The following is a 12,368-nucleotide window of genomic DNA, read 5'->3' as shown; positions in this document are numbered from 1 at the left end:
CGGACGCCTTCGCAGGCAAGCCAGCTCCCACATTCGACCGAGTTCCACCTTTGGAATACGGTCGAATGTGGGAGCTGGCTTGCCTGCGATGAGGCCCTATCAGGCGCCGACGATCCCGCCGTCATCCCGTCGAATCGCCATCACCGACGAGCGCGGCTTGCCATTCGGCAAATGCTCCGGCCAGGTCGAACCGCCGGTCTCACCCGGATGCTGGATGCCCACGAACAAGGTTTTCTGATCCGGCGAGAAGCTGATGCCCGTCACCTCACAGGCCACTGGTCCTACCATGAAACGGCGGATTTCACCGGTGCTCGGGTCGGCACACAACATCTGGTTGTTGCCCATGCCGGCGAAATCGCCCGCGTTGCTGTAGTCGCCGTCCGTCAGGATCCACAAGCGGCCGGCTTTGTCGAACCCCAGGCCATCGGGGCTGTTGAACATGTTCTGCGGGTTGATGTTGGACGAGCCGCCCTTCGGCGTACCGGCGTGCACGCCCGGGTTGCCCGCCACTACAAACAGGTCCCAGGTGAATGTCGTCGCACCGTGGTTATCGGCGTCGGCCTTCCAGCGCAGGATCTGGCCGTAGACGTTTTTCTCCCGTGGGTTGGGGCCGCCCACCGGCTGGCCTTCCTCGCCGCGCTTGGCGTTGTTGGTCAGGGTGCAATAGACCTGGCCATCCTTGGGGCTCACCACGATCCATTCCGGGCGGTCCATGCGTGTGGCTTTCACCACGCTGGCGGCCAGGCGCGCGTGGATCAACACCTCGGCCTGGCTGGCAAAACCGGTGCTGGCATCAATGCCGTTTTTGCCGTGCGTCAGCTCCACCCATTGGCCCTTGCCCTTGGGGTGGTCGGCGTTGCCGTCGCCGGCGTCGAAGATCGCCACGTACAAGGTGCCGTGGTCGAGCAGGTCTTTGTTGGCCTTGGGGTTCTTGTGGTTGATCTTGTCGCGGCTGATGAACTTGTAGATGAACTCGCCGCGTTCGTCGTCGCCCATGTACACCACGGCGCGGCCGTCGCGGGTTTCGGCCAGCGCGGCGTTTTCATGCTTGAAGCGGCCCAGGGCGGTGCGCTTGACCGGTGTGGATTTGGGGTCGAACGGGTCGATTTCCACCACCCAGCCATGGCGGTTGAGTTCGTTGGGGTTCTTGGCCAGGTCAAAGCGCGGATCGTGCGGGTGCCAGTTGATGTCTTTGCTGGCGGCAACCACGCCGTAGCGTTTTTGCCCGGCATCGAACGCCTGTTGTGGGTTGCTGCTGCCAAAGCAGTCGGTGAAGTTCTCTTCGCACGTCAGGTAAGTGCCCCACGGGGTCTTGCCGTTGGCGCAGTTCTGGAAGGTGCCCAGGGCTTTCTTGCCGGACTTGTCGGCAGCGGTCTTGAGCCAGTCGTGGCCGGCGGCCGGGCCGCTGAGGCGGATCGGCGAGTTGCCGTGGATGCGGCGGTTGTAGCGCGAGTCCTGGACGAACTGCCAGGTGTCGCCCTTGCGCCGCACTTCGATCACCGACACGCCTTCGCTGGCCAAGGCTTTGCGCACGTCTTCGGCCGATTGCGGCGCGCCGCCGTGGGCATAGAGGTAGCGGTAATTGGTGTATTCATTGTTGATGGCCATGAGCGCGCGATTGTCGTCGCCCGGGAAGGCGAACAGGCTCATGCCGTCGTTGTTGTCGCCGAATTGCTGCTCCTGGGCCGCTGCCGTGCCATTACCGGACGGGTCGAAGGCCGGGGCGCCCTTGCTCAAGGGTTGGCCCCAACTGATCAGCACCGAGGCGCTATAGCCGGGCGGCAAGGTGATCGCGTCGCTGGTGGCGGCGCCGATGCTGGTAAAGCCCAGCAGCGGGCTGGCGGTGGCGGCATTCACGGCCATGGCGCTGCGAGTCAGCAGGTTGCCCCCCAGGAACATCGCGGCCCCGCACAGGGCGCCGGCGCCGATAAAGCGGCGGCGGGTGAGGCCGACCATCTGTTCCAGGTCGGTGGCTTGGTTTTCTTCTAATAGGCTCATTTCAGGCTCCCTGCGGTTTTTGCAGACACCTTAAGGAGCGCTTGTGACGAAATTGTTGCGGTTTGAAGTCGGGCGGCCGGCTACACCGGCGTGCCGAGCAACACATGGCTGGGAGCGAATTGCACCTGGATCGGCTGGCCTTCTGCCGCACCGAGTGCCGTGAGCGCGGCAGGCTGCGCCAGGGCGCATAAAACCTGGCCGTTGGGCAGGGTGATGCGCACCTCGCTGGGGCCGTCCTCGGCGTCGAGAATCGTCTCGATAATACCGCTCATGCAATTGTGTCCAGGTGTTGCAGGTTGCCCGGGGGCGAGCAGTTCCAGCCAGCCGGCCTTGATCAAGGCGACCACTTCCACACCCGGCTCCAGTTCCAGCCGGTGCGTGCTGTCATGGGTGATCTGGGCATCCAGACTCAGGTCGCCCGCCAATTGCAGGCGGATCAGGTCATTGCGGCCATGGCTGTCGATGGTGATCACCTGGCCATGCAACTGGTTGCGCGCACTGGTGCGCAGCATCAACCGGCCCAGCAGGTTGAAGTCGCTGGCATCTTCATCTGAGCCCAGTATTTCGGCCTGCAACACTTGCAGGCGTTGGTACAGGCGCAACACGCGCTCACCTTCGGCCGTCAGCTTGGCACCGCCGCCGCCTTTGCCACCGACGCTACGCTCCACCAACGGTTTCTGCGCCAGGTTGTTCAGCTCATCGATGGCGTCCCATGCGGCCTTGTAGCTCAAGCCGGCGCTTTTGGCGGCGCGGGTGATCGAGCCTTGTTCGGCGATGTGCGCCAGCAGGGCGATGCGCTGGGGGCGGCGAATGATGTGTTGGCTGAGGGAGGTGGGCAGAGACATGGGGATTCGCTGTGGTGAGATGGGCGGACGTTGCAGGCGCCGGGCTGAGGAGTCAAGTCACGGGCCTGGTTTTGGCGTGCGGGCCAGGCAGTAGACGTCCACCGCGCGTGCGCCCGCGCTCATCAGCAACCGGGCCAGGCTGTGGGCGGTGGCACCTGTGGTGAGCACATCGTCCACCAAGGCAAAGTGGCGCCCCTGTACTCGGGCATCAGGCGCCAGGGCGAAGGCGCCGAGCAGGTTGCGCTTGCGTGTCTTGGCGTCGAGGGCCTGTTGGGCGACGGTTTCATGGGGGCGTAACAACAGGTGTTCATCGTGGGGGATATTCAGGTCGCTGCTGAGCCAGCGTGCCAGCATCCAGGCCTGGTTGAAGCCGCGTTCACGCAGGCGCTTGTTCGCCATGGGCACGGGCAGCAGGCAATCGGGGCGCACCAGCTCGCCACTGTCGAGACGGTGTTTCAGGTGTCGGCCGAGCAAATGCCCCAGCAGGTGCCCGAGTGGCCAGCGTGCCTGGTGCTTGAAGCGGCTGATCAAGGTGTCGATCGGGAAGCTGTAGGTCCAGGGTGCGATCACCTGTTTAAAGGCCGGCGGGTTTTTCTGGCATTGGCCGCAGATCAGGCCATCCATCGGCAGCGGCAGGGCGCACACGCTGCACTGCTCTATCAGCCAAGGCAGCTCTGTTTCGCAGACGTTGCACACAGGATCGGCGGATTCTGTGCTTTCATCGCAGATTAAACAGATTTGGTTGTTTGTTGACCAGATGTAAACCTGGTGTTTGTAGTCTGGTTGACAGTGCATGAATCTTCCTTAAATATGCCGAGCATCCGTGTCGTGCCTGTGGGTATTGCCCTTCCCGCAGCGCTTGCCAAAGCATAATCAAGGAATCGCCCATGAGCGCCAGCACCTCTGCCACCCTGCGTCACGATTGGTCCCTCGCCGAAGTCAAAGCGCTGTTCGTGCAGCCGTTCAACGACCTGTTGTTCCAGGCGCAGACCGTGCACCGCGCGCACTTCGACGCCAACCGTGTGCAGGTGTCGACCCTGTTGTCGATCAAAACCGGCGCCTGCCCGGAAGATTGCAAATATTGTCCGCAGTCGGGCCACTACAACACTGGCCTGGAAAAAGAAAAACTGATGGAAGTGCAGAAGGTCCTCGAAGAGGCCGCTCGCGCCAAGGCCATCGGTTCGACCCGCTTCTGCATGGGCGCCGCCTGGAAACACCCGTCGGCCAAAGACATGCCCTACGTGCTGCAGATGGTCAAAGGCGTGAAGGCCATGGGCCTGGAAACCTGCATGACCCTCGGCCGTCTCGACCAGGACCAGACCGAAGCCCTGGCCCAGGCTGGCCTCGACTACTACAACCACAACCTGGACACCTCGCCGGAGTTCTACGGCAGCATCATCACCACCCGCACCTACAGCGAGCGCCTGCAAACCCTGGCCTACGTGCGTGATTCGGGGATGAAGATCTGCTCGGGCGGCATCCTCGGCATGGGCGAGTCCCTCGACGACCGCGCCAACCTGCTGATCCAGCTGGCGAACTTGCCGGAGCACCCGGAATCGGTGCCGATCAACATGCTGGTGAAAGTGGCCGGTACCCCTCTGGAAAACGCCGAAGACATCGACCCGTTTGATTTCATCCGCATGCTGGCCGTGGCGCGCATCCTGATGCCGCAGTCCCACGTGCGCCTGTCGGCCGGTCGCGAGGCGATGAACGAGCAAATGCAGGCCCTGGCGTTTTTCGCCGGCGCCAACTCGATCTTCTACGGCGACAAGCTGCTGACCACCGCCAACCCGCAGGCCGACAAGGACATGCAACTGTTCTCGCGCCTCGGGATTTTGCCGGAAGCCCGTGAAGAGCATGCCGACGAAGTGCACCAGGCCGCGATCGAGCAGGCGCTGGTGGAGCAGAAGAGCAGCGAGCAGTTCTACAACGCTGTTGTTTGACCCCGTGATCTCACTTTGGAATGCGATCCAACTGTGGGAGCGGGCTTGCTCGCGAAAGCGGTCTTTCAGTTGATGTATGTGCTGGCTGACACACCGTCTTCGCGAGCAAGCCCGCTCCCACAGTTGAACCGCGTTCAGTCTGCTTAATCGAGGCCAGCATGTCTTTTGATCTCGCCGCGCGCCTCGCTGCCCGCCGTTCCGAACACCTTTATCGTCAACGCCCGCTGCTCGACAGCCCCCAAGGCCCGGAAGTGGTGGTGGACGGCCAGTCGCTGCTGGCGTTCTGCAACAACGACTACCTGGGCCTGGCCAATCACCCGCACGTGATCGAAGCCTGGCGTGCCGGTGCGTCCCGCTGGGGTGTGGGCGGTGGTGCTTCGCACTTGGTGGTGGGGCACGCTACGCCGCACCATGAACTGGAAGAAGCCCTGGCTGACCTCACTGGCCGCCCCCGCGCTTTGCTGTTTACCACGGGCTACATGGCCAACCTCGGCGCCGTCACGGCGTTGGTGGGGCAGGGCGATACGGTGCTCGAAGACCGCCTGAACCACGCCTCCTTGCTGGACGCCGGCTTGCTCTCCGGCGCGCGTTTCAATCGTTACCTGCACAACGATGTCGGTAGCCTGATCAAGCGCCTGGAGAAGGCCACCGGCAATACGCTGGTGGTCACCGATGGCGTGTTCAGCATGGACGGCGACCTGGCCGACTTGCCCGCACTGGCCCGCGAAGCGCGCGCAAAAGGCGCCTGGTTGATGGTGGATGATGCCCACGGTTTTGGTCCATTGGGAGCCACCGGCGGCGGGATCGTCGAGCACTTCGGCTTGAGCCAGGAAGATGTGCCGGTGTTGGTCGGCACCCTGGGCAAGGCATTCGGAACTGCAGGCGCGTTTGTGGCCGGCAGTGAAGAGCTGATCGAAAGCCTCATCCAGTTCGCCCGGCCGTATATCTACACCACCAGCCAGCCACCAGCGCTGGCCTGCGCCACCTTGAAAAGCCTTGAGCTGCTGCGGACCGAACACTGGCGGCGCGAGCACCTCAATGGCTTGATCCGCCAGTTCCGCCAAGGGGCCGAGCAGCTTGGCCTGGACTTGATGGACAGCTTCACGCCGATCCAGCCGATCCTGATCGGCGACAGCGCCAAGGCCGTGCGCCTGTCGCAGATGCTGCGCGAGCGTGGCTTGATGGTGACCGCCATCCGCCCACCGACCGTACCCGCTGGCAGCGCCCGTTTGCGCGTGACGTTGACGGCGGCTCACACCGAGGCGCAGGTGCAGCTATTGTTAAGCGCATTGGAAGAGTGTTTCCGCTTGTTAGGCGCCACGGAGCCCGACCATGCGTGATCGACTGATATTGCTGCCCGGCTGGGGCCTCGGTGTATCGCCGCTGGAGCCTCTGGCCGCCGCCTTGCAGGGCCTGGACGAACACTTGCGGGTGCAGATCGAGCCGCTGCCCGTATTGGATTCCAGCGACCTTGATGAATGGCTCGACGAACTCGACGCCACGCTGCCGGACAACGCCTGGTTGGGCGGCTGGTCCCTGGGTGGCATGCTCGCCTCCGAGCTGGCCGCACGGCGCGGCGAGCGCTGCTGTGGCCTGCTGACCCTGGCCAGCAACCCGTGTTTTGTCGCCCACGAGGGCTGGCCGAACGCGATGCCCGCCGAGACGTTCGATGCCTTCCTGGCCGGGTGCCATGCCGATTCCCAGGTCACCCTCAAACGTTTCGGCCTGTTGTGTGCCAAGGGCGCCGAGGATCCGCGTGGGCTGTCGCGCTTGCTGGTCAGCGGCGCACCGAACTCGCCTTCCAGCGTGCTGATGCCGGGCCTTGAATTGCTGGCGCAACTGGATACCCGTGAAGCGCTGCTCGCCTACCGTGGCCCGCAGATGCATCTGTTTGCTGGGCTGGACGGCTTGGTGCCGGCCGAAGCGGCCAGCGACCTGCTGACCCTGCTGCCCGATGTCGAAATCGGCCTGATTGAACAGGCCGGCCACGCTTTTCTTCTGGAAGACCCTCACGGTGTAGCGGGGGCCATCCAGGCTTTTTTGCATGAGTGCGTCGATGACTGATCTATCCCACCCTTCACTGCCCGGCGCTTTGCCCGACAAGCGCCAGGTTGCCGCGTCGTTCTCCCGTGCGGCCGCCAGCTACGACAGTGTGGCCGAGTTGCAGCGGACGGTGGGCGGTGAGTTGTTGGCGCGTTTGCCGGCCGACATTTCGCCGCAACGCTGGCTGGATATGGGCTGTGGCACGGGATATTTCAGCCGTGTGCTCAATGAGCGCTTGCCCGCCAGCCAAGGCGTTGCGCTGGATATCGCCGAGGGCATGCTCAGCCACGCCAGGCCTTTGGACGGTGCCGAGCACTTTATCGCGGGTGATGCCGAACGCTTGCCACTACAGGATGAAAGCTGCGGGCTGATCTTCTCCAGCCTGGCAGTGCAGTGGTGTGCGAACTTCGAGGCGGTGCTCAGTGAGGCCTATCGCGTGCTGCAGCCGGGTGGCGTGCTGGCTTTTGCAAGCCTATGCGTGGGCACCCTGGGCGAGTTGCGTGACAGCTGGCGCGCGGTGGATGGCCTGGTCCACGTCAACCGTTTCCGTACCTTCGAGGCGTATCAACAGGTGTGCGCCGCCAGCGGCCTGCGGGTCGTTAGCCTGGAGCGTCAACCCCATGTCCTGCATTACCCGGACGTGCGCAGCCTGACCCATGAATTGAAAGCGCTGGGCGCCCATAACCTCAACCCGGGGCGCCCGGGAGGGTTGACGGGCCGCGCGCGGATTGTTGCACTGGTCAACGCTTACGAGCAGTTCCGCCAGGCCCAGGGCCTGCCGGCGACTTACCAAGTGGTGTACGCCGTACTGGAGAAACCTCTATGAGCGCCGCTTACTTCATCACCGGCACCGACACCGATGTCGGCAAGACCACGGTCGCCGCAGGCCTGCTTCATGCCGCGCGGTTGGCGGGCAAAAGCACCGCCGCCGGCAAGCCGGTGGCGTCGGGTTGCCAGGTCACGCCTAAAGGTTTGCGCAACGCCGATGCGTTGGCGTTGCTGGCCGAGTGTTCGTTGCCGTTGAGTTATGCCGAGGTCAACCCGGTGGCGTTCGAACCGGCTATCGCGCCACACCTGGCGGCGCGTGAAGCAGGCGTGGCGCTCACGGTGCAATCGTTACTCAAGCCCATGCAGCACATCCTCGCCAAACACGCGGACTTCACCCTGATCGAAGGCGCGGGCGGCTGGCGTGTGCCGTTGGCCGACCAGAGCAACCTGTCGGACCTGGCCATGGCGCTCAAGCTGCCGGTCATTCTGGTGGTGGGCGTGCGCCTGGGCTGCATCAGCCATGCGTTGCTCACGGCTGAAGCCATTGCGCGGGACGGTTTGCCGCTGGCCGGTTGGGTGGCGAATATCATCGACCCCAAGACCTCTCGTCTGGAAGAAAACCTCGCCACTCTCGCCGAAAGGTTGCCGGCACCGTGCCTGGGGCGTGTGCCGAAACTCAAGCACGCCGGGGCTGAAGCGGTGGCCGAATACCTGGAACTGGACCTGCTTGACTGATTTTGGCTATCGCGAAGGCATTATGCCATTAGTGTTTTTGACGGGTGTTTTGCCAGGATCTCTGCTTCAATTCAGGTTCACGATTCTCTAAAGGCAGGCTTACGCCATGGAAATCTCTGGAAGCAGCGCGTTTTATTCGGGACTGAGCAGCATTCAGACCGGGCAGAACCGTGTCGATCAGGCTGCCGGCAAAATTGCCAGCGCCGCAACGACCCAGCCCTCGGACGCGCAAAGTGACCGTCTGCAAGCCAACGATCGTGCTCAGCCCACCAACTCGGCGAGCAACATGGTCGAACTGGCCCAAGGTAAGTTTCAAGTGGAGCTGGGCGCCAAAGTCGCCAAGGCGTCGGATGAAATGCTCGGCACCTTGATCGATACCTACGTTTAATCCCCTCTCTTCAGACATGCCGGCTCTTCTGTGGGAGCTGGCTTGCCTGCGATAGCTTCTACTCGATTTTCCTGATACTTCGCGCCGTCTGTATCGCAGGCAAGCCAGCTCCCACATTTGTTCTGCGCCATTCCCCTGAACTTCTATTCTCTTTGGAAAGCCCTGTGGCAACCCGTCGCAGACGTCGGCGCGTGCGCGTTTGATTCATGTCATGACAAACGGCGTCCGGACGACGCTTGACATCCCCAGGTCGTAAACGTATGTTTCAAACACCTGTTTGACCGCCATAACAAATCCACGCGGTTGTTCATTCCAGATTCATCAGCAGAGGTTTATCGCTATGCCTGACTACAAGGCCCCCTTGCGTGATATTCGCTTCGTTCGTGACGAACTGCTTGGCTATGAAGCGCACTATCAGAGCCTGCCGGCTTGCCAGGACGCTACCCCGGACATGGTTGACGCCATCCTTGAAGAAGGCGCCAAGTTCTGTGAGCAAGTGCTGGCCCCGTTGAACCGCGTGGGTGACATCGAAGGCTGTACCTGGAGTGAGTCAGGCGTTAAGACCCCTACTGGTTTCAAAGAAGCCTACAAACAATTCGTCGAAGGTGGCTGGCCAAGCCTGGCCCACGACGTGGAGCATGGCGGCCAAGGCCTGCCGGAATCCCTGGGCCTGGCCGTGAGCGAAATGGTGGGCGCCGCCAACTGGTCGTGGGGCATGTACCCGGGCCTGTCCCATGGTGCGATGAACACGATTTCCGAGCACGGCACCCCCGAGCAGCAAGAGGCCTACCTGACCAAACTGGTGTCGGGCGAATGGACCGGCACCATGTGCCTGACCGAGCCACACTGCGGCACCGACCTGGGCATGCTGCGCACCAAGGCCGAGCCTCAAGCCGACGGTTCCTACAAAGTCTCCGGCACCAAGATCTTCATCTCGGCCGGTGAGCACGACATGGCCGACAACATCGTCCACATCGTGCTGGCCCGCCTGCCGGACGCACCGGCCGGCACCAAAGGCATCTCGCTGTTCATCGTGCCCAAATTCCTGCCGAACGCCGACGGTTCGATTGGCGAGCGCAACGCGGTGAGCTGTGGTTCGCTGGAACACAAGATGGGCATCCACGGCAACGCCACCTGCGTGATGAACTTCGACGCGGCCACCGGTTTCCTGATCGGCCCGGCAAACAAAGGCCTGAACTGCATGTTCACCTTTATGAACACCGCTCGCTTGGGCACCGCACTGCAAGGCCTGTCCCACGCCGAGATCGGCTTCCAGGGCGGCCTGAAATACGCGCGTGATCGCCTGCAAATGCGCTCCCTGACTGGCCCGAAAGCGCCGGACAAAGCCGCTGACCCGATCATCGTGCACCCTGACGTGCGCCGCATGCTGCTGACCATGAAAGCCTTCGCCGAAGGCAACCGTGCGATGGTGTACTTCACCGCCAAGCAAGTGGACATCGTCAAATACGGCACCGACGACGAAGCCAAGAAACAGGCCGACGGCCTGCTGGCGTTCATGACCCCGATCGCCAAGGCTTTCATGACCGAAGTCGGCTTCGAGTCGGCCAACCACGGCGTGCAGATCTACGGTGGCCACGGCTTCATCGCCGAGTGGGGCATGGAGCAGAACGTTCGCGACAGCCGCATTTCGATGCTGTACGAAGGCACTACCGGCATCCAGGCTCTCGACCTGCTGGGCCGTAAAGTGCTGATGACCCAGGGCGAAGCGCTCAAGGGCTTCACCAAGATCGTGCACAAGTTCTGCCAGGCCAACGAAGGCAACGAAGCCGTCAAAGAGTTCGTCGCACCGCTGGCGGCACTGAACAAAGAGTGGGGCGAGTTGACCATGAAGGTCGGTATGGCCGCGATGAAAGACCGTGAAGAAGTGGGTGCCGCCTCGGTGGACTACCTGATGTACTCCGGCTACGCGTGCCTGGCGTACTTCTGGGCCGACATGGCGCGCCTGGCGGCCGAGAAACTGGCTGCCGGCACCACCGAAGAAGCGTTCTACACCGCCAAGCTGCAGACCGCGCGCTTCTACTTCCAGCGCATCCTGCCACGTACCCGTACCCACGTGGCCACCATGCTGTCGGGCGCCAACAACCTGATGGACATGAAAGAAGAAGACTTCGGCCTGGCTTACTAAGCCTTACCGAGTTCTCGTGAAGCCGCCGCGCCCCTTGGGTGCGGCGGTTTTTTTATGGGTGAGAAAAAACCACAGTACAGCGCTCAGGGATTCTGCTCGGCTGCCGTTACAGTGATGGCAATGTGATACATGCGTGCCAGGTTGTGCTTAACTGTCGGCATAAAGGCACAGTGCCATCATTTTTTGCGGGTCGGAGTTTTACCCTTGTCACGCGTGTCCGCTGTACGTTTCAGTCATTTTCTACCTTCGTTACTGCTGTTGCTGGCCGGGCTCTCGGCTGCGTACGTCAAGGACCTCAACGTCTTCTTCACCTCGCTGTTCAACGTGCTGCCGACCCTGGTGCTGTTGCTCGGCGGTTCGTACTGCGCGGTGTATCGGCGCCAGCGTGAACTGTTCCTGATGATCACGGTGTACATCGCCTACTTCCTGCTCGATACCCAGACCGACTTCTACCGTGACAACGGCCGCGTGCGCGAAGACGCGGCCGTGGTGTTCCACCTGTGTTGCCTGCTGTTGCCGCTGTTGTTCAGCATCTACGCGCTGTGGCAGGAAAAGACCCACCTGTTCCGCGATTTTGTCGCTCGCTGCGCCGTGCTGTTTGCCGTCGGCAGCGTGGCGCTGGCGCTGGAGCAGAGTTACCCACAGGCGCTGCTGGCCTGGTTGGCAGAGATCCGCTGGCCGGCGCTGCATGGCAGTTGGATGAGCTTGATCCAGCTGTCGTACCCGATGTTCCTGATCGGCTTCCTGACCCTGGCAGCGCAGTATTGGTATCAGCCACGCCCGTTGCATGCGGCGCAAATGGTCGGGTTGCTGGGGATGTTCTGGATGTTGCCGCAAACCTTCATCCTGCCGTTCACCCTGAACATCATGTGCAGCCAGGTAATGCTGATGATTGCGGCGGGTGTAGCCCACGAGGCCTACCAGATGGCCTTTCGCGATGAACTGACCGGCCTGCCGGGCCGGCGTGCACTCAACGAGCGCATGCAACGCCTGGGGCGCAACTATGTGCTGGCGATGAGCGACGTCGACCACTTCAAGCGCTTCAACGACACCCATGGCCACGACGTGGGCGACCAGGTGCTGCGCCTGGTGGCGAGCAAGCTGTCCAAGGTCAACGGTGGCGGGCGGGCGTACCGGTATGGCGGGGAAGAGTTTGCCGTGGTGTTTGCCGGCAAGACCCTGGACGAGTGCATGCCGCATCTGGAGGAAATCCGCGAGATCATCGCTGACTACGACATCAAGCTGCGCAACTCGGACCGCCCACAGGACGATCATCAGGGCCGCCAGCGCCGTGCGGGCAGCGGTGCATCGAGTGTCTCGGTGACCATCAGCATCGGCGTGGCCGAACGCCAGGCCGAGCAGCGCACCCCTGAAGAAGTGCTCAAATCCGCCGACCAGGCGCTGTACGCGGCCAAGGGCGCCGGGCGTAACTGCGTGGTCGCCTCCGGGCAAACCCGGCGCGGCGCGGTGCGCACGGAAGGTGCTGCCGGTTGAGTGATGGC

Annotated in this window: 11 protein-coding genes; 8 read left to right on the top strand and 3 right to left on the bottom strand. The window is 62.6% G+C overall.

The genetic code is table 11. The features are described from left to right. Positions 1 to 99: 99 nt before the first annotated feature. The 3 genes from ACVWVP_RS00455 to ACVWVP_RS00445 all read right to left on the bottom strand — a co-directional run bounded on the left by ACVWVP_RS00455 (position 100) and on the right by ACVWVP_RS00445 (position 3,638). Positions 100 to 1,998: a PhoX family protein gene (locus ACVWVP_RS00455; protein ID WP_178920212.1), complete on the bottom strand. Its 1,899-nt coding sequence runs from the start codon at positions 1,996 to 1,998 to the stop codon at positions 100 to 102. 80 nt (positions 1,999 to 2,078) lie between these two features. Next, positions 2,079 to 2,843 carry a TOBE domain-containing protein gene (locus ACVWVP_RS00450; protein ID WP_457404148.1) on the bottom strand — a complete coding sequence of 255 codons (765 nt, stop codon included), beginning with the start codon at positions 2,841 to 2,843 and terminating at the stop codon, positions 2,079 to 2,081. A gap of 57 nt (positions 2,844 to 2,900) precedes the next feature. Next, positions 2,901 to 3,638 (bottom strand): ComF family protein, encoded by a 738-nt coding sequence (locus ACVWVP_RS00445; protein WP_457404146.1) that lies wholly within the window; start codon positions 3,636 to 3,638, stop codon positions 2,901 to 2,903. A 92-nt stretch (positions 3,639 to 3,730) separates the two neighbouring features. Between ACVWVP_RS00445 and bioB the strand changes: the two genes are divergently transcribed. The 8 genes from bioB (at position 3,731) to ACVWVP_RS00405 (ending at position 12,360) form a co-directional block, all read left to right on the top strand. Next, complete coding sequence (gene bioB, locus ACVWVP_RS00440) at positions 3,731 to 4,786, top strand: biotin synthase BioB (RefSeq protein ID WP_016974158.1); 1,056 nt, start codon at positions 3,731 to 3,733, stop codon at positions 4,784 to 4,786. Between the two features lie 158 nt (positions 4,787 to 4,944). Continuing rightward, on the top strand, positions 4,945 to 6,126 hold the full coding sequence (gene bioF, locus ACVWVP_RS00435) for an 8-amino-7-oxononanoate synthase (protein ID WP_178920215.1): 1,182 nt from the start codon (positions 4,945 to 4,947) through the stop codon (positions 6,124 to 6,126). Further along, positions 6,119 to 6,850: an alpha/beta fold hydrolase gene (locus ACVWVP_RS00430; RefSeq protein WP_178920216.1), complete on the top strand. Its 732-nt coding sequence runs from the start codon at positions 6,119 to 6,121 to the stop codon at positions 6,848 to 6,850. The genes bioF and ACVWVP_RS00430 overlap by 8 nt, the downstream gene beginning before the upstream one ends. Then, on the top strand, positions 6,843 to 7,655 hold the full coding sequence (gene bioC / locus ACVWVP_RS00425) for a malonyl-ACP O-methyltransferase BioC (protein ID WP_457404143.1): 813 nt from the start codon (positions 6,843 to 6,845) through the stop codon (positions 7,653 to 7,655). Before ACVWVP_RS00430 ends, bioC begins: the two co-directional genes overlap by 8 nt. Further along, entirely contained in the window at positions 7,652 to 8,332 is a 681-nt protein-coding gene (gene bioD / locus ACVWVP_RS00420) for a dethiobiotin synthase (protein WP_176996638.1), read from the top strand. The genes bioC and bioD overlap by 4 nt, the downstream gene beginning before the upstream one ends. Positions 8,333 to 8,438: 106 nt before the next feature. Further along, a complete protein-coding gene (locus tag ACVWVP_RS00415) occupies positions 8,439 to 8,720 on the top strand; it encodes a pyrroloquinoline quinone biosynthesis protein PqqE (protein ID WP_457404141.1) in 282 nt (93 codons plus the stop codon). 340 nt (positions 8,721 to 9,060) lie between these two features. After that, positions 9,061 to 10,866, top strand: coding sequence for a phenylacyl-CoA dehydrogenase (locus ACVWVP_RS00410; RefSeq protein ID WP_178920219.1), 1,806 nt, complete (start codon positions 9,061 to 9,063; stop codon positions 10,864 to 10,866). Between the two features lie 204 nt (positions 10,867 to 11,070). After that, positions 11,071 to 12,360: a GGDEF domain-containing protein gene (locus ACVWVP_RS00405; RefSeq protein ID WP_176996633.1), complete on the top strand. Its 1,290-nt coding sequence runs from the start codon at positions 11,071 to 11,073 to the stop codon at positions 12,358 to 12,360. Positions 12,361 to 12,368 lie beyond the last annotated feature (8 nt).

It is taken from the genome of Pseudomonas sp. TE24901, assembly GCF_054058375.1.
This window is presented reverse-complemented; position numbering and strand designations above follow the sequence as displayed.